At 70.8% G+C, this 20,269-nt stretch carries 22 protein-coding genes; 8 read left to right on the forward strand and 14 right to left on the reverse strand.

Going from position 1 to position 20,269, the window contains the following annotated elements:
* Positions 1-5: 5 nt before the first annotated feature.
* The 7 genes from QQ657_RS42530 to QQ657_RS42560 form a co-directional block, all read right to left on the reverse strand.
* Positions 6-1,028, reverse strand: coding sequence for a hypothetical protein (locus QQ657_RS42530; RefSeq protein WP_284748041.1), 1,023 nt, complete (start codon positions 1,026-1,028; stop codon positions 6-8).
* Between the two features lie 100 nt (positions 1,029-1,128).
* Complete coding sequence (locus tag QQ657_RS42535; RefSeq protein ID WP_284748042.1) at positions 1,129-2,157, reverse strand: hypothetical protein; 1,029 nt, start codon at positions 2,155-2,157, stop codon at positions 1,129-1,131.
* A 73-nt stretch (positions 2,158-2,230) separates the two neighbouring features.
* Positions 2,231-3,385 carry a sensor histidine kinase gene (locus QQ657_RS42540; protein ID WP_284748067.1) on the reverse strand — a complete coding sequence of 385 codons (1,155 nt, stop codon included), beginning with the start codon at positions 3,383-3,385 and terminating at the stop codon, positions 2,231-2,233.
* A 23-nt stretch (positions 3,386-3,408) separates the two neighbouring features.
* Positions 3,409-3,798 (reverse strand): DUF1707 SHOCT-like domain-containing protein, encoded by a 390-nt coding sequence (locus QQ657_RS42545; protein WP_284748043.1) that lies wholly within the window; start codon positions 3,796-3,798, stop codon positions 3,409-3,411.
* Positions 3,799-3,804: 6 nt separating this feature from the next.
* Positions 3,805-4,353 carry a DUF1707 SHOCT-like domain-containing protein gene (locus tag QQ657_RS42550; RefSeq protein WP_284748044.1) on the reverse strand — a complete coding sequence of 183 codons (549 nt, stop codon included), beginning with the start codon at positions 4,351-4,353 and terminating at the stop codon, positions 3,805-3,807.
* 58 nt (positions 4,354-4,411) lie between these two features.
* Positions 4,412-6,205, reverse strand: a complete 1,794-nt coding sequence (locus QQ657_RS42555; RefSeq protein WP_284748045.1) for an acetyl/propionyl/methylcrotonyl-CoA carboxylase subunit alpha — start codon at positions 6,203-6,205, stop codon at positions 4,412-4,414.
* 106 nt (positions 6,206-6,311) lie between these two features.
* Positions 6,312-6,587 carry an SAV_915 family protein gene (locus QQ657_RS42560; protein WP_284748046.1) on the reverse strand — a complete coding sequence of 92 codons (276 nt, stop codon included), beginning with the start codon at positions 6,585-6,587 and terminating at the stop codon, positions 6,312-6,314.
* Between the two features lie 130 nt (positions 6,588-6,717).
* Between QQ657_RS42560 and QQ657_RS42565 the strand changes: the two genes are divergently transcribed.
* Entirely contained in the window at positions 6,718-7,440 is a 723-nt protein-coding gene (locus QQ657_RS42565) for a hypothetical protein (RefSeq protein WP_284748047.1), read from the forward strand.
* A gap of 6 nt (positions 7,441-7,446) precedes the next feature.
* Here QQ657_RS42565 and QQ657_RS42570 read toward each other — a convergent pair whose 3' ends face one another.
* Entirely contained in the window at positions 7,447-8,799 is a 1,353-nt protein-coding gene (locus tag QQ657_RS42570) for a dicarboxylate/amino acid:cation symporter (protein WP_284748048.1), read from the reverse strand.
* Between the two features lie 99 nt (positions 8,800-8,898).
* Positions 8,899-9,528, reverse strand: coding sequence for a Maf family protein (locus tag QQ657_RS42575; RefSeq protein ID WP_284748049.1), 630 nt, complete (start codon positions 9,526-9,528; stop codon positions 8,899-8,901).
* 117 nt (positions 9,529-9,645) lie between these two features.
* Between QQ657_RS42575 and QQ657_RS42580 the strand changes: the two genes are divergently transcribed.
* Positions 9,646-9,774 carry a hypothetical protein gene (locus QQ657_RS42580; protein WP_284748050.1) on the forward strand — a complete coding sequence of 43 codons (129 nt, stop codon included), beginning with the start codon at positions 9,646-9,648 and terminating at the stop codon, positions 9,772-9,774.
* A 68-nt stretch (positions 9,775-9,842) separates the two neighbouring features.
* On the opposite strand, the gene QQ657_RS42585 is transcribed toward QQ657_RS42580, so the two are convergent.
* The 3 genes from QQ657_RS42585 to QQ657_RS42595 all read right to left on the reverse strand — a co-directional run bounded on the left by QQ657_RS42585 (position 9,843) and on the right by QQ657_RS42595 (position 13,798).
* Positions 9,843-11,456, reverse strand: a complete 1,614-nt coding sequence (locus QQ657_RS42585) for a DHA2 family efflux MFS transporter permease subunit (protein ID WP_284748051.1) — start codon at positions 11,454-11,456, stop codon at positions 9,843-9,845.
* Positions 11,437-12,063 carry a PadR family transcriptional regulator gene (locus tag QQ657_RS42590; protein ID WP_284748052.1) on the reverse strand — a complete coding sequence of 209 codons (627 nt, stop codon included), beginning with the start codon at positions 12,061-12,063 and terminating at the stop codon, positions 11,437-11,439. The genes QQ657_RS42585 and QQ657_RS42590 overlap by 20 nt, the downstream gene beginning before the upstream one ends.
* A gap of 151 nt (positions 12,064-12,214) precedes the next feature.
* Positions 12,215-13,798 carry a TROVE domain-containing protein gene (locus tag QQ657_RS42595; RefSeq protein WP_284748053.1) on the reverse strand — a complete coding sequence of 528 codons (1,584 nt, stop codon included), beginning with the start codon at positions 13,796-13,798 and terminating at the stop codon, positions 12,215-12,217.
* A gap of 411 nt (positions 13,799-14,209) precedes the next feature.
* Here QQ657_RS42595 and QQ657_RS42600 point away from each other — a divergent pair, with 411 nt between their 5' ends.
* From QQ657_RS42600 to QQ657_RS42615, 4 genes are all read left to right on the forward strand, one after another.
* Positions 14,210-14,833 carry a nucleotidyltransferase domain-containing protein gene (locus tag QQ657_RS42600; RefSeq protein WP_284748054.1) on the forward strand — a complete coding sequence of 208 codons (624 nt, stop codon included), beginning with the start codon at positions 14,210-14,212 and terminating at the stop codon, positions 14,831-14,833.
* Between the two features lies 1 nt (position 14,834).
* Positions 14,835-15,053, forward strand: coding sequence for a hypothetical protein (locus QQ657_RS42605; RefSeq protein ID WP_284748055.1), 219 nt, complete (start codon positions 14,835-14,837; stop codon positions 15,051-15,053).
* Between the two features lie 173 nt (positions 15,054-15,226).
* The gene (locus QQ657_RS42610; RefSeq protein WP_284748056.1) at positions 15,227-16,120 is read left to right on the forward strand and encodes an LLM class flavin-dependent oxidoreductase; all 894 of its coding nucleotides are present in this window, start codon (positions 15,227-15,229) and stop codon (positions 16,118-16,120) included.
* Positions 16,121-16,129: 9 nt separating this feature from the next.
* Entirely contained in the window at positions 16,130-16,588 is a 459-nt protein-coding gene (locus tag QQ657_RS42615) for a MarR family winged helix-turn-helix transcriptional regulator (RefSeq protein WP_284748057.1), read from the forward strand.
* Positions 16,589-16,592: 4 nt separating this feature from the next.
* Here QQ657_RS42615 and QQ657_RS42620 read toward each other — a convergent pair whose 3' ends face one another.
* Positions 16,593-16,811 carry an acyl-CoA carboxylase subunit epsilon gene (locus tag QQ657_RS42620; RefSeq protein WP_284748058.1) on the reverse strand — a complete coding sequence of 73 codons (219 nt, stop codon included), beginning with the start codon at positions 16,809-16,811 and terminating at the stop codon, positions 16,593-16,595.
* The gene (locus QQ657_RS42625; protein ID WP_284748059.1) at positions 16,808-18,454 is read right to left on the reverse strand and encodes an acyl-CoA carboxylase subunit beta; all 1,647 of its coding nucleotides are present in this window, start codon (positions 18,452-18,454) and stop codon (positions 16,808-16,810) included. The genes QQ657_RS42620 and QQ657_RS42625 overlap by 4 nt, the downstream gene beginning before the upstream one ends.
* Positions 18,455-18,543: 89 nt before the next feature.
* Here QQ657_RS42625 and QQ657_RS42630 point away from each other — a divergent pair, with 89 nt between their 5' ends.
* Complete coding sequence (locus QQ657_RS42630) at positions 18,544-19,362, forward strand: GNAT family N-acetyltransferase (protein WP_284748060.1); 819 nt, start codon at positions 18,544-18,546, stop codon at positions 19,360-19,362.
* Positions 19,359-20,156 carry a GNAT family N-acetyltransferase gene (locus QQ657_RS42635; protein WP_284748061.1) on the forward strand — a complete coding sequence of 266 codons (798 nt, stop codon included), beginning with the start codon at positions 19,359-19,361 and terminating at the stop codon, positions 20,154-20,156. Before QQ657_RS42630 ends, QQ657_RS42635 begins: the two co-directional genes overlap by 4 nt.
* The last annotated feature ends 113 nt before the right edge of the window (positions 20,157-20,269 follow it).

Consider the following 20,269-nt stretch of genomic DNA (forward strand, 5'->3'; position numbering starts at 1 on the left):
GGCCGTCAGCGCAGCGAGTAGCGCCACACGACCGGGCGGCCGCCGTAGCCGCTCGGGTTGAAGCCGGCCACCTGACCCGCGATCGTGCCGTCGTCGCCCGCCGTCTCCGCGTAGCCGTCGGCGTAGCCGGCCAGCGGAAGCGGGCCCATCGCCCGGCCGGCGAGCCAGGTCGACAGGGGCGGCGGCGGGCCGAACGGGTCGGGCATCGGGCCGGTGCCGACGACCAGGCCGTACCGGTTGATCCCGAACGCCGCGTGGGACGCGGGCAGCACCGACGGCCGGTCGGCGGAGCGCCACACCACGGCTTCGCCGTGGAGCTGGTCGGACTCGCCGTACTGGCCGGCGACCTGCCCGTTCCGGATGGCCTGGACGTGGAGGTACGCGGCCTCCGGCGGAGCGGTGAGCTGCCGGAACTCGCCGTCGCTCCAGAGGAACGCGTTGGGGAACGAGTTCACCAGGATGGTGCCGTCGTCGTCGATGTCCGCGGGGTCCAGGTACGGCTGCCCGGTGATCACCACCGCGTGCTCCCGGTCGGCGGCGCGCCAGAGCAGCACCGCCGGGTCACTGCCGTCCCAAGCCGACGCCTTCGCGATGACGTCCCCGCGCTCGTTCAGCGCCACCGAGGTCACGAACGGCCGGTCCACCGGCCGCGGCAGCAGCCGGAACGTGCCGTGGTCGAACAACGCCACCTGGCGCTGGGAACCGGCGTCGGTCGTGTCCCCGAGCACTGTTCCGGCGGAGTTCTCGTCGGCGACCGTGAACCGCGACCAGCCTTCCGGCACCGGGTGCACGACCGGCCGCCCCTGCGACCACGTCACGAACGCGGACTCCTCGCCCAGCACGAGGTTCCCGGCGTACCCGCCGTGGCTGTCGGTCCCGCGGACCCAGCCGGTCGCGTCCGGGTACCCCTCGGGTGTGGCCAGGAACCCGGCTTCCCAGTGGCCGAGGGCGGCCTGCGCGGGCTGCACGAGCGTGGTGGTGAGCAGCGCCGCCGCGGCGACGGCGAGCGCCTTGGTTCTGAATCCCATCCGTTCCTCCCCTGTTCGACGCCAGCACGCGTGAACCCCGGGAACGGTTTAGAAACGGGCCGGGAGCACCTCGCTCCCGGCCCGCTCGGTCAAGGCCGCGTCATGGGGTCAAGCGCCAGATCACGGGTACCCCGCCCTCGTCGAGCGCGCCGTTCGACGCGATCCCCGCGAACGTCCCGTCGTCGCTGACGTGGGTGGGCTGGTAGCCGGTGTAGGTGCCGGGCTGCTTCAGCTCGCCGGCCGGCGTAGTGCCGCGCCACGCGATCGGCTTGCCTCGGAACGAACCCGGGACCGGCGCCAGCCCGGCCGTCAGGCCGCCCACGTTCATGTCGATGGCGTAGTCGCTGCCGGAGAGCGGCGTGGCCTTCTCCGGGGTCGTCCACCGCACCGCCTGCGAGGCGTTGGCGTTCGACGCCCACCCGACGACGATGCCGTTGCGGATCGCCGAGCCGTGCGGGTTCGAGAAGCCGGCGATGTCGGCCAGCGGCCGGCTCACGCCGTTCTTCCAGACGACGTCGCGCTCGAAGCTGGAGAACAGGATCGCGCCGTCGTCGTCGATGTCGATCACGTTGTTGGTGCCGGGCGGGAACGACAGGATCGTCGGCGCCGTGGCACCGGCGGGCCAGACGGCCGGCGCGCTGGCGGCCGGGTCGTCGCTGAGCAGCAGGGCCACCACGTCACCCCGCTTGTTGACCGCACGCACCTGGAAGCTCCGGAAGCCTGCCGGGTTCTCGCGCAGGTGGAAGCCGGTGGCGTCGAGGACGAACGAGCGGTCGTTGTCAGAGTCGTAGTCGAGCGCGTCGCCGTACACCCGCCCCGCGCTGTCCTCCCCCGCGACCATCGCCCACTCGTAGCCCTCCGGCACGCCGCGCAGCACCGGCTCGCCGCCACGCCAGCTCACGACCTGGAGCTTGTCGTCGACGATGAACGAGCCCGTGTACTCGCCGTGGCCGTCCGAACCGTTCAGGTACCCGTGCCCCAGTGGGCTCGCCCCGGCCGGCAACGGCAGGACTGTCGGTTTCCACGAGAGCCGCACGGCCTGGGCCTGCGCCGCCGGAACCCCCAGTGCGGTGACGGCGATCGCCACGGTGGCGAGCACCCCCGCCCGCAACCACGTTTTCTTCATCATGTCCCCTTTCCCCCGACCTGCACGCTCTCCACGTCCGAGACGGGGAACCGGTTGCCCGCCGAACGGAGCAATCTCAGAGCGCCGGGACCTGGGCGTTCACGGCCGTTCCGCCGCCGGGCGCGCTCTCGATCGACAGCGTCCCCGCGACCCGCCGGACGCGTTGCCGCATCGCCTCCAGGCCGAATCCCGTGCCGTCGCCGCGGTCGCCGGGCCGGAAGCCGATGCCGTCGTCGACGACGTCGAGCAGCACCAGATCGTCCGCATAGGACAGCGTCACCCCGATCCGGGACGCCTTCGCGTGCTTCTCCGCGTTCGCCAACGCCTCCTGCGCGACGCGGTAGAGCGTCTCCTCCAGATCCGGCAGCAGCGGCCGGGCGTCCCCGGTCGTCTCCACGCGGACGGCCACTCCGGACGTCTCGGAGACCCGCCGGGCCAGCCGGGAAAGCGCTTCCGGCAGCTGGGCCGCGTCCAGGGGTTCCGGCCGAAGTGCCTGCACCGCGCGACGCGCTTCGCCGAGACTCTCCCGGGCAAGCACTCGAACCTGTTCCAGCCGCCGCTCCCGGTCGGGGCCGTCGGCGGCCTGCAGCTGCGTGACGATCCCGGTCAGGCCCTGCGCGAGGGTGTCGTGGATTTCGCGGGCCATCCGCTGCCGTTCGTCGAGCACACCGGCTTCCCGCGCTTGGGTGACCAACCGCGCGTGCAGGTCGGCGTTCTCCTCGAGTGCGGCCTCCAGCCGGACGTTCGCCTTCCGCCGCTGCTCGCTCTCCGCGCCGACGAACCACGCGGCGTACAGCAGCGGCCCGGCCATCGACAGGACCAGGACCCACGTCGGGCTCTGCGAATCCGAGTTGGCGGCCAGCAGCGGCAGCGTCGCCGTCGCGGCCACCGCGAAGAACCCCCAGCGCGCCGGGAAGAGCACGAAGGCGAGCGGATAGCCGAAGGACGCGAAGCCCATGAACGTGTCGTTGCGCGCCACCAGCACGGTCGCGACCGCGAGCACCCCGGCGTAGTAGCCCGCGACGAGCCACGGGTGCGTCCGCCGGTGCGGGAACAGCGGGATCAGCAGCGGCACCCACACCGCCGCGACCACCACGACGACCAGCGTGACGCCCCGGACTCCGGGCCCCCAGAGCACGCACGCGGCGAGCCCGGCCAGGCCGACGCCGGTGAAGATCGGCCCCGCCACCCGTTCGCCTCGGGCGTCCAGCGCGCCCGGCACCACGCCCATCACGCCGGTGATTCTCGCAGGCTTCAGCGCCGGCGGCGGGCCCCGGCGATCATCGCGACCACCAGCGGCAGCGCCACCGAGATGATCAGCAGCCGGCCACGGGACAGGATGAGCACCGCGACCGCCAGGATGATCGCGATCGGCACCGCGCCGCGGGTCAGGAACTGGGACAGCGCGCTTTCCCCGGACATCACCGGCACCTGGGGCGCGGCGGCCCCGTTGAGCAGCGCGCTCGGGCGCGGCGAAGGCAGGTCGTCGAACAGCGGCACGAGCTCGCTGACCCGCTTGGCCGCGGTGACCTTCGCGGAGCGGGTGCCGTACTCGTCGATGTCGAGCCGTCCGGAGCGGACGTGCTCTTCGAGGACGTCCAGGGCGTCCTGGCGTTCGTCGTCGCTCAACCGCATGTCGCCCACGGTGGCTCAGCGGTCCAGGCCGCGCCGGTGGTCGCGGAACGAGTCTCGCAGCTCGCGCCGCCGATCCCGGTCGCGCAGGTGCCGCTCGCGGCGGTCACGGTGATCGTGGTGGGAGTGCCCGGCGTGGCCCCACATCGACCGGCCGAAGATGCTCAGCCCGATCGGGACGAGGATCAGCGTGCCGTGCACGACGCCGGTGGCGATCAGCGCGATCACCGCGATCCAGACCAGCGGGACGAACGCGGCGACGAACCGCTGCCCGCCGCTCCAGCTGTCCGGCGTTCCCGGGCGGCGCGGCACCGGCTGGGCCGTCGGCGCCGGCTCGGGTGCCGTGACGGCCTGCGGGGCGTCTTCGTACCGGGGGTGCGGCGCGGGCAGGTCCGCGAAGAGCTCGACGAGCTCGCCGCGCGTCTTCGCCGCGGTGATCCGCGCCGAACGCTCGCCGTATTCGTCGATGTCGATCCGCCCCGCGCTCATGTGCTCACCGAGCGCGGACAGCGCGGACTCGCGGTTCTGGTCGCTGATCCGCAGCTGCGGAGACGGGACTTCGGTCACCTTGTCGATGGTAGGCCGCCTCGGGGGCGGCCCACCACGACATCTGTAACGAACTGTCCTACTTGATCTCGAGAAGCTGCGTGCCCTGCGTCACGGCGGCGCCGACCTCGACCGAAAGGCCGGTCACGGTGCCCGCTTTGTGTGCGGTGACCGGGTTCTCCATCTTCATCGCCTCGAGGACGACGATCAGCTCACCGGCTTCGACCGTCTGGCCCTCTTCGACGGCCACCTTCACGATGGTGCCCTGCATCGGCGCGGTGACGGCGTCGCCGCTCACCGTGGCCTTGCCGCCGCCGGCCCGCTTGCGCGGCTTGGCCTTGACGGCGGTGCCGCCCCCGCCGCCGCCTTCGAGCGCGAACCCGCCGGGCAGCGACACTTCCAGGCGCCGCCCGCCGACCTCGACGACGACGTTCTGGCGCGGCTCTTCCTCGGCGGCCTCGATGTCCGGCGCCACGAACGGCTCGATCTTGTTGTCGAACTCCGTCTCGATCCAGCGCGTGTGCACGCTGAAACCGTTTTCGTCGCCGATGAACGCGGGGTCGTCCACGATCACGCGGTCGAACGGCAGCACGGTCGCCATGCCTTCGACGACCATCTCGGCGAGTGCGCGGCGGCTGCGTTCGAGGGCGTTGTCCCGGTCCGAGCCGGTCACGATCAGCTTCGCCAGCATCGAGTCGAACTGGCCGCCGATCACGCTGCCGGACTCGACACCGGAGTCGACGCGCACGCCGGGACCGCTCGGCGCGACGAACTTCGTCACGGTCCCGGGCGCGGGCAGGAAGCCGCGGCCGGCGTCCTCGCCGTTGATGCGGAACTCGATCGAGTGGCCGCGCGGCTCGGGGTCCTCGGTGATCCGCAGCTTCTCGCCGCGCGCGATGCGGAACATCTCGCGGACGAGGTCGAGGCCGGTGGTCTCCTCCGAGACCGGGTGCTCGACCTGCAGGCGGGTGTTGACCTCGAGGAAGGAGATCGTGCCGTCGGTGGCGACGAGGTACTCGACCGTGCCGGCGCCGTAGTAGCCGGCTTCCTTGCAGATCGCCTTCGCCGACTCGTGGATGCGCTTGCGCTGCTCGTCGGACAGGAACGGCGCGGGCGCCTCCTCGACGAGCTTCTGGTGCCGGCGCTGCAGCGAGCAGTCGCGGGTGCCGACGACGATCGCGTTGCCGTGCTGGTCGGCCAGCACCTGCGCCTCGACGTGGCGCGGCTTGTCCAGGTAGCGCTCGACGAAGCACTCGCCGCGGCCGAACGCGGCGACGGCCTCGCGCGTCGCCGACTCGAACAGCTCCGGGATCTCTTCGCGGGTGCGCGCGACTTTGAGGCCGCGGCCACCGCCGCCGAACGCGGCCTTGATGGCCACCGGCAGGCCGTGCTCGTCGGCGAACGCGACGATCTCGTCGGCGTTCTTGGCCGGCTCCTTCGTGCCCGGGACCAGCGGCGCGCCCGCGCGCATGGCGATGTGGCGCGCGGTGACCTTGTCGCCGAGGTCGCGGATGGCCTGCGGGCTCGGCCCGATCCAGGTCAGCCCGGCGTCGAGGACGGCCTGGGCGAAGTCCGCGTTCTCGGAGAGGAAGCCGTAGCCCGGGTGCACGGAGTCGGCACCGGCGCGCTTCGCCGCGTCGAGCAGCTTGTCGGAGTTGAGGTAGCTTTCGGCGGCCGTCGTGCCGCCGAGCGCGAAGGCCTCGTCGGCCAGGCGCACGTGCGGTGCGTCGCGATCCGGATCGGCGTACACCGCCACGCTGGCCAAGCCAGCGTCCTTGGCGGCTCTGATCACGCGTACCGCGATCTCGCCCCGGTTGGCGACCAGGATCTTGGTCACCGGACCACCGGTGGATTCGCCGACCTGCTCGGCCACCCCGCACCTCCTGCGTCCCGACAGCTGCATTGCTGACCGCCTTCGCGGTACGGGGGAGTCTACGGACCTGACGTCGGGAGTCTCTGGAGTGAGAGCTGAACCACGCTCAGACGTGGTGGCGCAGCTCCTGGGGCAGCGGCGAGTCGAGCACGATGACGTCGTACGGGTTCGCCGCGTGGACCTTCGGCAGGTGCTCGGTGTTCACCAGCACCCACGGCTGGTGCTCGCCGCAGCAGTCGATCAGCCGGTCGAGCGCGGTGAACGCGACCAGTGCGGTGCGGCCGTCCGGCGTGCGGCGCAGCTCGATCGACGCGCCTTCGGTCGCGGCGCTGGCCGGGCCGGTCGGCAGGTAGAGGGCGGGGGGAAGGTTCGGGTTCGTCACCCGGACAACATAGACGGACACGCTCCGCTAAGCCGGGGTGCCTCGATCGGGTGCCCGGCCGGGGGATTTCGGCCACACGCCGCCGGGCCGCTGCCCACACACAGTCGCGAGGCGGCTTACGCTCTGTCTCATGCGGACTTCGGCGGCGCGCACGCCTCGGTCGGCGCTGCTCACCGCGGTGCTGGCCGCGGTGGTGACCCTCGGCGCGATCGCCGCGGTGTTCCTGCTGCGGCCGCGGCCGGAGGCACCCGCCGGCGTGGCCGAGCCCGCGGCCGCCCCGGTGGCGCCGGTGGTGACCTGCGGCGGCGGCCCGTGCCGCCAGCTCGCGGCGATGACGGTCGGCGGGACGCCGGTGGTCTTGCTGGCCGACGCGGCGGGCGGTTCGGCGCGGGTGCGCGTCGGGCCCGAGCCGGGCACGGTGTTCGAGCTGTCGATCGCCCAGCTGGGTGTGCGGCTGGACCAGAACTCGCTGCGCTGCATCGACGGCGCGGCGCCGACGTGCCTGGTCCGCGGTGACGTCGGCGACCAGGACAACGCGGCGTACGGCGAACTGCTCGTCGCGAGCGGGGGAGTCTGGCGCGCGCCGGGCAAGCCGTACTTCGCGGACGCGGGGACGCTGTCGCTCTACGACGTCACGGCTGACGGCCGCCCGGACGTGATCGTGGTCCGCCACGACTGCCGCGGCGCGGATTCCGGCACGCCCCGGTGCGACGCGGCCCCGGTGCTGGGCCAGGTGTACGACCTGACGGGCAAGTCGGTCGGCTGCACCCGCCGGTACACGGCGCCGTCGGACCTGCGCGGGTGGCCGGACATCCGGCTCACCCGCGCCGACCTCCGTACTTGCCCGTCTTGACGCCGATCAGGCCGGGGCGGGTTCCGTGTGCCGGGCCTCGGTGCCTTCGTCGCTGTGTTCCGGGTTGTCCGTCGGGGCGTTGAGGACCTCGTCGTCGAGGAGGCCTTCCCCGCGCGCCACGATCACCGGGACCGCGATCTGGCCGGCCACGTTCGTCGCCGTCCGCATCATGTCCATGATCGGGTTGACCGAGTAGATCAGCGCCAGGCCGATCGCCACCTGCTTCGCGTCGAGGCCGATGAACGACGTCGTCAGCGTGAACGCCGTCAGCCAGCCCGTGGTGCCGGCCGTCGCCAGCGCGCCGACCACCGCGACCACGACGATGCCGGCGTACTGCCAGAAGTTCAGCGACACCCCGGCCAGGTTGGCGACGAAGATCGCCGCGATCGCCGGGAAGACCGCCGCGCAGCCGTCCATCTTCGTCGCGCTGCCGAGCGGGGTCGCGAAGGCCGCGTACGCCGGCTGGACGCCCAGGTTCACCGCGGACTGGCGGGTCAGCGGCAGCGTCGCGGCCGAGGACTGGGAGGCGAACGCGAACTGGATCGCCGTGCCGGCCTTCGCGAAGAACTTCATCGGGCTGACCTTCGCCACGAACTGCAGCAGGATCGGGTAGACGACGAACAGCACGAGCAGGCAGCCGACGTACACCGCGAGCGTGGTGGAGAACAGCGGCCGGAACAGCGCGTCGCCGTAGTTGGAGACCGCCGCGCCGATCAGGCCGATGATGCCGATCGGGGCCAGCCGGACGATCCAGCCGAGGTAGCGCTGGATGATTTCGAAGACGCTCGTCGTGAAGTCCACGAACGGCTTCGCCTTGTCACCCAGGCTGTACGCGGCGGCGCCGATGACCAGCGCGAGGAACAGCACCTGCAGCGTCTCGCCGTCGGCAAACGCTTTCACGAAGTTCTCCGGCAGGAGCCCGTTCACGAACGCGCTCCACGAACCCCAGTGGTCGACGCTGGCGGCGGCCTTGTCGGCGTTCTTGGCGGTCGCCGTGACGCCGCCGAGCCCGCCCGAACCCGGGTCGAAGATCCGGCCGACGGCGATGCCGATCAGCGACGCGATGAACGACGTGATGGCGAACCACAGCACCGTCTTGCCGCCGAGGCGCGCGGCGGTGCGGCCGCCGCCGAGCTTCCGGAGGCTGTTGATGCCGACCACGATCGCCGTGAAGACCAGCGGGATCACCGCGATCTGCAGCAGCGTGGTGAAGATGGTGCCGATCTGGTCGAGGAGATCGGTCAGCCAGCCGGCCTCGGTCTGCCGTGCGACGACGCCCAGCAGGGCGCCGACGACGAGCGAGCCGAGAACCGCGGCCGCGAACACCCGCGGCTTGGTGTATGTCCGTACGAAAGACACGGGGCGACTCCGGTGCTCGAAAGTTCCTGTCTTGCCGGGTAAAGAGAACGTTAGGCAAGGCAGGACTCTTCCGGATCACCCGTTCGTGTGGCGCCCTTCTCAGGATGCGGGACGTCGCCAGAGATCCACGACACTCACGCCGACCTCGGCCAGCAACCGGCGCGTCAGCGGCAGGCTGATGCCGATGACGCTCGTGTGGCCGCCGTCGAGCCCCTCGACGAACCAGCTGCCCAGGCCGTCGATCGTGAACCCGCCGGCCACGTGCAGCGGCTCGCCGGTCGCGACGTACGCGTCGATCTCTTCGGGGCTCGGCGTGCCGAACCGGACGGTCGTCGACTCCCAGCCACTGGTCTCCTTCGCGCGCGTCCCGCCGTCGAGCCGGACGACCGCGTGCCCGGTCAGGAGTTCACCGGATGACCCCGCCATCGCGGCCCAGCGCTGCCGGGCGATGTCCGGATTCGGCGGTTTGCCGACCATCTGGCCGCCGATGTTCAGCATCGAGTCGCAGGCGACGACGACGGCGTCCGGGTGGACCGCGGCGACCTGGTCGACGACCGCTTCGGCCTTGGCCGCGGCGAGCGCCGCGACGAGCTCCGACGGCGACGGGTCGGTCAGCGAGGCGGCGACGGCGTCCTCGTCGACGCCGGAGACGAACACGGCCGGATCGAGGCCCGCGGAGCGTAGGAGGGCGAGCCGGGCGGGGGACTGGGAGGCGAGGACGAACTGCACCCGGCGAACGTACCCGGACGCTCGCTGTAATCGAATTGTGACCGGCGTCACCGGGCAAACGGAGTTAGTTTGTTGTGGCTCGCAACATATGGCGCCGGGAAGACGCGGAGGTGGCCGATGACCGTACGGGTCACGGAATCGACGCCCGTCACCAGAACGCAGTCGCTGTGGACCAGGATCCGCGCGACGAAGGGCCGGGCGACCATCCGGGCGGATTCGGCTTCGACGCCGAAGACCGCGCGCTAGACCACCGCTCCCGCGGGGCCGTGCAGGCCTCCGCTCCGGTCCCGACACCCGGAGTGGAGGCCCGCACGTCAGGCGGCGGCGGTCTCGGGGGCAGGCGCCGGGGCTTCCCAGCGCGGCTTCACCTGCCGCAGCACGGCTGCCGAGAGAACGCCCAGCAGCAGCACCGCCATCGGCAGCAGCATCGTCACGCGGGCCGCGTCCGTCAGTCCACTGTGGACCGCGTCCGACGCGAGACGCCCGGCCTGGGCGGCGACCTCCGCGGGCAGCCCCGGCATCGGCGACGGCCCGCCGGCCGACCCGAACTCACCGGTGCTCGCCGCGGCCTTCGCGATGCCTTCCGCGAACGGCGCCCGATACTGCTCCGGCAGCTGCGAAGCCGCCTTCGCCGCTTCGTCCGCGATGGACGAGCTCACCTGGGCCTGCAGCAGCACGCCGATCGCCGCGGAACCGAGCACGCCGCCGACCTGACGGGAAGTGTTGAAGATCCCCGAAGCCGTCCCGGCCAGCCGGGGCTCCACCGAACCCATCGTCATGTTGCTCATCGGCGAGAAGATGCAGCCGATGCCGAGCCCGCACAGCAGCAGCGCCGGGATGAAGCTCCACGGGCTGCTCGTCGGCGACGCCTGCAGCGCGATGACCCCGAGCCCGGCGGCCAGCGACGCCAGGCCGAACATCACCAGGTACTTGCCGTTGACCTTGTCGGACAGGTTCCCGACGAACGGCGCCACGATCCCCGACAGCAGCGACATCGGCGCGGTCAGCAGGCCCGCCATCGTCGGGCTCAGGCCGAGCACCGACTGGATGTAGATCACCAGCGGCAGGAACATGCCGGTCATCGCGAAGCCGACCGTCGTCGCCGTGAGCGTGCCCGCCGAGAAGTTGCGGTTCGAGAAGACCTGCAGCGGCAGCAGCGGCTCGCGTTTGTTCACCCGCTGCCACACCACGAACGCGACCAGCAGCAGCACGCCGGCGCCGATGATCTCGAAGACCGTGATCCCGCCCCAGACCGTGCCCCAGTCGTACTGCTGGCCGTTCTGCACGCCGAACACGATGAACAGCAGCGCCAGGCTGGAGAGCACGATGCCGATCAGGTCGAACGAGTGCGAGTGCTTCGGCTGCCAGTCCGGCACCAGCAGCAGCGTCATGACGATGGCGATCACGCCGATCGGCACGTTGACGTAGAAGATCCACTCCCAGCCGAGGTGGTCGACGAGCACGCCGCCGAGCAGCGGGCCGGTGATCGTCGCCAGGCCGGCGACGCCGCCCCACATGCCCATCGCCGGGCCGCGCTTGGCCGGCGGGAACAGGTGCGTGATGAACGCCAGCGTCTGCGGCGTCATCAGCGCGGCGCCGATGCCCTGCACGGCACGCGCGGCGATCAGCATCTCGACGTTGCCGGACAGGCCGCACCACAGCGACGCGCCGGTGAACACGACCAGCCCGGCGAGGAACACCCGCTTCGGGCCGAAGCGGTCGCCGAGGCGGCTGGTGAACAGCATCGGCACGGCGTAGGTCAGCAGGTAGACGCTGATCACCCAGACGACGGAGTTCAGCCCGGCGTTCAGCTCGCGCAGCATGGTCGGGATCGCGATCGACACGATCGTCGTGTCGAGCAGGATCATGAAGAAGCCGAGGCACAGCGCGCCGAGCGCCGCCCACGGGTTAGCTTGTCTTGCGTTCATCGTCGTCTTCCCTGGTGATGAGGCTCAGGTTGGGTTGGTAGTGGTCCTGGAACGGGATCCGCCCGGAGCGCAGGTCGTCGAGGAGCCGTTCGGTCCACTCGAGCTCGAACTTCCGGTGGTCGCACTGGTAGCGCCAGTCGAGCCAGTAGATCTCCGGTGTCCGGTCCCCGGCCAAGTGGTCGAGGACGGCCTGGTCGGCGGCCACACCGGCGCGCAGCCGCGTGACGCGGTGGTCGAGTTCGAGCAGCGTCGCTTCCTTGCCCAGCTCGTCGATGACGGCGAGTCCGGACAGGTAGGCGGGGAACTCCTTGACGAGGTCGCCCAGCAGCTCGCGGCCGCGTTGGCTGAACTCGTCCAGCCCGGCCTGGGTCATGCCGTAGACGGTCCGCTCGGGCCGCCTGCCGTCCCGCTGCGTGTCGACGACCTCGATGAAACCGTTGCGCTGCAGACGTTCCACGGTGTGGTAGAGCGATCCCGCCTTCACGTTGACCCGCGTGTCGACGTACCGCTCGCGCATGAGCTGCGCCATCTCGTACGGGTGCATGGGCTTCTCGTGGAGCAGCTCCAGCACGGCGATGCCGAGTGGGGTCAGCTTGGCCGAGGCCATGATCGATAGTCCCTTCGGATGACTCCAGGTCGTTTATTCCACGTGGACTATACGGCGCAGACTAGTGCTCGGTCCACGGCCATTTTTGTGACGGTCCGTACACAGCGTGAAGGCCCCCATGATCCCGTCATGGGGGCCTCCGCGGCTTCTCTCAGAACGGCCAGTCGGCGTTCTCGCCCGCCTCGAGCAGCGGAATCATCCGGAAGCCCTGGTCGGTCAGGCCGCCGAACGTGTGCCGGCGCGCGGTACCGGACGGCGCGTGACCGTACCGGTAGCCGGCCAGGTTCCACGTGTACAGCGGCACGTGCGCGGGCAGTGACTGCCCGACGTCGCCGAAGCCGGCCTGCTCGTCGGTGAGGATGACGACGCGGTCGTGCTTCGCGAAGTGCTTCCGCACCGCGCCGGCCGTGTTCGTGCCGCCGCCGAGGAAGAACCCGCCGGACTTCCAGCGCTCGACGTCGCTCAGCAGCGAGCCGCCCCGGCGCAGCTTGAACGCCTTGGTGCGCGGGCCGCCCAGCAGCCGGTCCGAGAACGACACGACGTCGGCGGCCGCGCACCGGCGGCCCAGCGCGAGGCCGAACACCGCGGCGGCGTCCCAGCGCATCAGGGAGCCGTCACGGCTGAAGCCCAGGTTCATCGACGACGAGGTGTCGACGAGCACGAGCGTCCGGCCGGGCAGTTCGGGCACGTTCGCCAGCGAAAGCGCGATCGCCTGCTCCAGCGCCCACGCCCACCGCAGCGACGGCGCGGCCCGGTAGGCCGACAGGAACCGCATCGGCAGCTGCCGCGACTTCGCGACCTGAGCGGGATCGGCCAGCCGCGCGGCAACCCGCTGCGCGACCTCGTCCGAGACACCGGCCTCGTCGAAGTTCCTCAGGTTCCGGAGAAGCGCCATGAAACCCATCGACGGGATCAGCGCTTCCCAGACGCGCGCGTCGAGTGGACCCTGCAGCCAGCCGGCAACCGACTCCCACGTCATGCCGGCCGCGCGAAGGGTGTCCGCCGCGTCCGGCTGCCCGAACAGCGCACGCCGGCGCGGCACGTCCCACGCCGTCAGCTCGGCGCGGGCGCGCAGCACCCGGAGCGTGTCCGGGAGCGGGTTCCCGCGGTCGTGCCGCTCGTCGAGGATGTGCTTGAACAGCTCGCCCTGGGCGGGCTCGCGCGGACCCGGGTGGGTCAGCTCGAGGACGTCGGCGAAGCGGAACGCCCGCGCGGCCGAGTCCCACTTGACGTACGCGCGCTCGTCGTAGAGCTTCCGGGCCGCGTCGGCCACGCCGCGCTTGACCGGCTTCGGGATGTTCTTGCCGTGCACGGAAGTCCAGTAGGCGAGCAGCTCCCCGGGCTCGTCGGCCCGCTGCAGGACGTCGGCGACGACCTGGCGGCCGAGCCCGTCGAGCCCGGCGTCGAGGCGCGCCTTGGCGAACTCGGCCGCGCCGACGAGCGACGCGGTGCGCAGGTTCGCCTCGGTCCGCAGCCAGCGCAGGAACCGGGCCGTCCACTGTGGATCCTCGAAGGTCGCGGCGTGGACCAGCGCTGTGTAGCGGGTGTCGCGCTCGCCGGCGGACTCGTAGAAGGTGTGCTCGCCCACCATGTTCGTGACGGCGAGCAGGAAGAGTTCGGACCGGGCGTCGCGCGCGTAACCGGCGCCGCCTTCGTGGGTGACGGCGGACGGCGTGGCCTCACCGCGGACCGGCGAAGTCGCGGCAGGTGCGCGGGCGGTGTTGAACTTGCTCATTTCTCCCCCTCGTGATGGGGGAGCCGCGGCCACGGCGATGCCCGAGATCGAAGTCGGTGAAGGTACGTTTGCTGCTCTGCCAGGCTGAGCTACCGGACCGGAAGTGGTCCGGGAGGGATTCGAACCCCCGACCTGCCCATTACAAGGAAGTAACCCTCGCCTGCGCACCGGGCATCGGTGTGGCCGCGGCTCCCGAGATCTTTCCCGCACCGGGAGTGCGTTCGTGTGCCCGAGATCGAAGTGGTGAAGGCTTTCGGGAGTCGAACCCATGGGATACCAGAGAAGTAACCCTCACCGCCGCACCGGGCGAGACCTACGTTAGCCGCTGGCCAGGGCTGCGGAAACCGATTTTCCCTGGCGATCGACCCGTACTATAGTTGGTATAAGCGTACTAAAATACGGGCGAGGGCGATGGAGCTGAACAGGCCGCTGGCCACGGTGACTCCGACTTTGGACGGCGATGTGCTGGGCGTCCTGGCCGGCTTCGACGGGACGTTCACGACCGGTCAGCTGCACCGGGTCCTGGGTGAGCGCTCGGAAGAGGGGATCCGGAAGGTCTTGCAACGGCTGGTCCGGCAGGGCGTCGTGCACGCCGACCGGGTCGGCAATGCTTTCGCCTACCGGCTCAACCGCGACCATCTCGCCGCGGAGCACATCATCGGACTGTCGGATCTGCGGGGAAAGCTGCTGGAGCGGATCGAATCCGCCTTGGCGGCCTGGCAGGTTCGGCCGCAGTACGGTGCCGTGTTCGGTTCGGCCGCTCGCGGCTCCATGGTCGCCGAGAGCGACATCGACCTGCTCTTGGTCCGGCCGGACAGTGTGGACGAAGATCGCTGGGTCCTTCAGGTCGACGGCCTGGCTGCCGATGTTTCCCGGTGGACGGGCAATGACGCCCGGATCCTCGAGTTCACCGTGGCCGAGGTCGCGGCCCGTGGCCGCGACGAGCCGGTGCTGGCCGACGTCCTGCGAGATGGCCTGACCGTGGCCGGTCGTCACGCCTGGCTGGCCGGGCAGATCCGGAAGAGAAAGAGCTGAAGTGCGCACGAAGAGATGTAGTCCCGAGGTGCTGCGAGGCCGCCTTGCGAAGGCGGAGCAGTTCTGGGAAGTGGCGGGCCTCGTGCGCGACCTCGCCGACGAACAGGACCCCAGCGAGATCGGGGACGCGTACGTGACTCTTTGCGTGCACGCGGGTATCGCGGGCGATGCGTTGTGGACACGGAGGCGAGTCGCGCCCTTCGCGCCTTGCTGGGGTTGAAGACGAAGGCCGGCTACAGCCACACCTCGGCTACGGCGGACGAGTTCAAGCGCGCGGGCCGAAGCGCTCGTCATGCGAGCCCGTCGGCACATGGCGAGTTAGCGTTCCTTTGTAGTTCGTGCTAAGAACTATGTATAGTCGGTTCGTAGCACGAACTAACACTGGGAGGAATCATGACGCACTTCGGCATCGGAGTGTCCACCGCGGTCGCCGCGGTACCAGACACCCTGAAGCTCGCCGTCCAGGCTGACCGCGCCGGGCTCGATCTGCTCACCGTGTCCGATCACCCGTACCACGCCGACCGGCTCGACGCCTACGCCGAGATCGGGGTCCTGCTCGGGCGGACCGAACGGATCTCCGGCCTGGTCAGCGTCACCAACCTGCCGACGCGCCCGGCGTCGATGCTCGCCCGCACCGTCACGTCGTTGAGCGCCCTGACCGGCGGCCGGATCGTGCTCGGGATGGGCGTCGGCGGGCTCTGGGACGACATCGCGCGGCTCGGGTTCACCAAGCTGACCCCCGGCCAGGCCGTCCGCGCCTTCGAAGAGGGCATCCGGCTCGTCAAACTGCTCGGCGGAGGCGGCGACCCCGTCACGTTCGACGGCGAGTTCTACCAGGTCACAGCCCTGGAACCGGCCGCGGAGAAGATGCCGCCGGTGTGGACGGGCTCGGTCGGGCCCAAGTCGCTCGCCGTCACCGGGCGCGTCGCCGACGGGTGGATGCCCGGCCACGCCGCCGACTGGCTCAGCGAGCGCTACCGCACCTCGAGGCCGATCATCGACAAAGCCGCGATCGACGCCGGGCGCGACCCCTCCGACATCGCGACCGTCTACAACTTCCCCGGCCGGATCAGCGAAGAGCCGCTGCGGAACACCCGCGCCGACGACGGACGCTGGATCGGCGGCTCGCCGGCGCAGTGGATCGAGGAGCTGACCGGCGCGGTCCTGGAGCACGGCGCCGCCGGGTTCGTGCTGTTCGGGCCCGGTGGCAGCACTCCCGACGAGACGGCCGCCGCGCGCTGGGCCGGGGAGATCGTGCCCGCCGTGCGGGAAGCCGTCGCGAAGTAGGCTGGTGCGATGGGGAAACACGGGGAGGACCTCGGCGTCGTCGCCGGGCTCGTGCGGGCGTCGTTCCTGGTGAACGCCGTCTACGCCGAGTCGGCCCGCGCGTACGGGCTGACCGTGCAGCAAGGACAGCTGCTGTGCGTGCTGATGGGCCGGCCGTACGGCATGGGCGACCTCGGCGCGACGCTCGGCCTCGAGAAGTCCAGCTTGACCGGGCTGGTCGACCGCGCGGTCCGGCGCGGGCTCGTGCGCCGCGAGCCGGACCCGGACGACCGGCGCGCGGTGCAGGTCGTGCTGACGGAGGAAGGCCGCGACCTGGCGGAGGACTTCTACGCGGCGACCTGCCGGCGCGTCGACGAGCTGGCCGCGGGCCTGAGCATCCCGGACCGTGACCGGCTCGCCGCGTTGCTCGGCACGGTCGTGCGCGAGAACGAGGTCCCGACCGTGTTCCTCGACGCCGTTCAGCGCTGAGGAGTCAGCTGGGGAACCCCGAAGCGCGCCAGACACCTTCGCCGGGGTGAAGCGGCTTACGCAGCGAAGCGGCGTGATCGCCCCACCACGACGTACGCGGCTTCGGCTTCTCGGGCGCCTTCGCGGCCGAAGCCGCGGCGACGACCGCCGTCAACGCCGCCAGTTCGGCGTCGCTCGGGTTTCCTCGCACCACCCGCAGCAGGGGCTTCTCGTCGCTGCTCACAGCGGGATGTTCCCGTGCTTCTTGGGCGGCAGTGACTCGCGCTTGTTGCGCAGCAGCGACAACGCGCGCGCGACGTGCCCGCGGGTGTGCGCCGGCACGATCACCGAGTCGATATAACCACGCTCGGCCGCCGCGTACGGGTTGAGGAGCGTGTCCTCGTACTGCTCGATCAGCTCCGCGCGCAAAGCGTCGACGTCCTTGCCCTCGTTCGCCGCGTTCGCCAGCGTCTTGCGGTGGACGATGTTCGCCGCGCCCTGAGCGCCCATCACCGCGACCTGCGCGGTCGGCCAGGCGAGGTTGATGTCGGCGCCGAGGTGCTTGGAGCCCATGACATCGTACGCGCCGCCGAACGCCTTGCGCGTGATGATCGTGACCAGCGGGACCGTGGCCTCCGCGTAGGCGAAGATCAGCTTCGCGCCGCGGCGGATGATGCCGTTCCACTCCTGGTCGGTGCCCGGGAGGAAGCCCGGGACGTCGACGAAGGTGAGCACCGGGATGTTGAACGCGTCGCAGGTGCGGACGAACCGCGCGGCCTTCTCGGACGCGTCGATGTCGAGGCAGCCGGCGAACTGCGTCGGCTGGTTGGCGACGACGCCGACGCTCTGCCCGTCGACACGGCCGAAGCCGACGATGATGTTCGGCGCGAACAGCTCGTGCACCTCGAGGAACTCGCCGTCGTCGACCACGCGGTTGATGACCTCGTGCATGTCGTACGGGGTGTTCGGCGAGTCCGGGATGAGCGTGTCGAGCTCACGGTCGGCGTCGGTGACGTCGTCGAAGAAGCCGGCCGGAGCGTCCGATGACGTCACCGCCTCGAACACCGGCGCGTCGGAGAGGTTGTTCTGCGGCAGGTAGGAGAGCAGTTCCTTGACGTAGGCGATGGCGTCTTCGTCGTCGTTGCCGAGGTAGTGCGCGACGCCGGACTTCGTGTTGTGGGTGCGGCCGCCGCCGAGCTCCTCGAAGGTGACGTCCTCGCCGGTGACCGTCTTGACGACGTCCGGGCCGGTGATGAACATCTGCGAGGTCTCGTCGACCATCACGACGAAGTCGGTGAGCGCGGGGGAGTAGACGTGGCCGCCCGCGTTCGCGCCCATGATCAGCGAGATCTGCGGGATGACGCCGGACGCCTGCACGTTGCGGCGGAAGATTTCGCCGTAGAGGCCGAGCGAGACGACGCCTTCCTGGATGCGCGCGCCGCCGCCTTCGTTGATGCCGACGATCGGCCGGCCGGTCTTGATCGCCAGGTCCATGACCTTGACGATCTTCTCGCCGTAGACCTCGCCGAGGCTGCCGCCGAAGATGGTGACGTCCTGGCTGAAGACGCAGATCGGGCGGCCGTCGACGGTGCCGTAGCCGGTGACGACGCCGTCGCCGTAGGGCCGGTTCTTCTCCTGGCCGAAGTTGGTCGAGCGGTGCCGTGCGAGCTCGTCGAGCTCGACGAACGAGTTCTCGTCGAGCAGCAGCTCGATGCGTTCCCGCGCGGTCTTCTTGCCCTTGGCGTGCTGCTTCTCCACGGCGCGGGCCGAGCCCGCGTGCACCGCCTCGTCATAACGGCGATAGAGGTCGGCGAGCTTGCCGGCCGTGGTGTGAATGTCCGGTTCGTCCTCGGGCGGCGTCCCGAGCGGCTCCGTCGCACTGCTCATTCCCGGGAGCTTAGCTACTTGCAAGTCACTTCGCGTGTGGCGTAGGCAACGCTCGTTAACCGGTTGATCGCGTCCCTAGGCTCGGAAGGGTGACCGTCACCCAGTCCGCCGTGACTCTGCTTCAGGCCGCTGACCTGCCGAAATGTCAGGAGCTGGCACTCGACCGCGACTGGCCGCGCGAGGACGTCAAGTGGCGGCTGCTCTTCGCGATCGGCGAGCCGTACGGCATTCGTGTGGGCGACTCGCTGGCGGCCTGCGCGGTCCTGACGAAGTTCGGTGATATCGCGGCGGTCTCGATGGTGCTCGTGGCGTCCCGGTTCGGACGACGCGGGCTCGGGCGTCAGGTGCTGACCCACCTGCTCGACGAGGCCGGGGACGGTACGGTCTTCCTGCACGCCACACCGGCTGGACGGCCGCTGTACGAATCGCTCGGCTTTGCGGCGACGGGCGGGGTCGTGACCTGCCGCGGGACAGCGTCCGGCACGCCTTCGCCGGCGACGCGCGCGGCGACGCCGGACGACCACGCGGCGATCCGCGCGCTGGACCGGCGGGCTTGGGGCGTGGCCCGGACGTCGCTGTTGGACCGGCTTTTCCTCGGCCAAGTAAGGGTTTTCGAGTGCGACGGCGCGGTGGCGGGGTATGCCGTCGCCTCGGACCACGGCGTCGGGACGGTGATCGGCCCGGTCGTCGCGGAGGACGAGGCCATGGCATGCGCGCTCGCCGTCGACACCGCCCGCGCGGCCGGCGGCCCGGTCCGGGTCGACGCCGGGGTGCACGCGAAGGCGTTGCGGGCAGCGGTGGAGGACGCGGGGATCGCGCCGGTGCGGACCGTGCCCCTCATGGCACGTGGCCCGCTGCCCGGCGACGCGGCGATGCGCTTCGCCCCGGCGATGCAGGCGGTCGGATGAGGGCATTCCCGCCGATCCGCGTCCTGGATGCTCTTGATCTCCCTGCCTGTTCCGACCTGGCCGAATCCCGGTCGTGGCCGCGCGAGCCACCGAAGTGGACGCTGCTGCACGACGTCGGGCAGGTGTTCGGGGTGGACGCGCCGGACGACTCCGGGCTGGCCGCCTCTTGTGTGCTCGTGACGTTTGGTTCGGTGGCGTCGATCTCGATGGTGCTGGTCGCGCCCCGCTACGAGCGGCAGGGGCTGGGGCGGGCGATCACCGCGCAAGCGCTTGCGGCGGCGGGCGACCGGGTGGTCTTGCTGCACGCGTCGACGTACGGCCGGCCGCTGTACGAGTCGATGGGTTTCGTGGTCGACGGCGGGTGCCAGGGCCATGTCGGATCTTTCGTCGACGATGGTGGGCCGGGTGCTTCGCCGGGCTCGTTGTCCGACGTCCTCGCGCTGGACCTGCTCGCTCAGGGCGTGGACCGGCGGCCGCTGCTCGAACGGCTGGGGACGCCGTTCGTGGTGGACGGCGGCTTCGCGTTCGGGGTGGACATCGGGCACGTGACGGTAATCGGCCCGGTGGTCGCGGAGTCGGAGGAGCAGGCGAGGGCGCTGATCCGCGGGGTGGCGCGGTCGGTGCCGGGGAAAGTCCGGGTGGACCCGGACTTCCGGTTCCCTGGCCTCATCGAGTGGGTCCGCGAACGGGGGTTGGTTCCGGGCGCTCTGGCGCCTCGCTTGGTCCTGCACAGCCGCCTGCTCCCCGGCGACCCCTCACTCCGCTTCGCTCCGTTCACCCGCGCGGTCGGCTAAGGCGGTCGTGAGTGAGAAACAGTGGTAACTAGTCAGGTGGTTGCGGGGCTGGTTGGAAGCCAGGGGTTTCCGGTGATGGCGTCGCGGAGTGCGGTGATGACGTTGAGGCCGTT

Source organism: Amycolatopsis ponsaeliensis, from assembly GCF_030182635.1.
GTDB classification, from domain to species: domain Bacteria; phylum Actinomycetota; class Actinomycetes; order Mycobacteriales; family Pseudonocardiaceae; genus Amycolatopsis; species Amycolatopsis ponsaeliensis.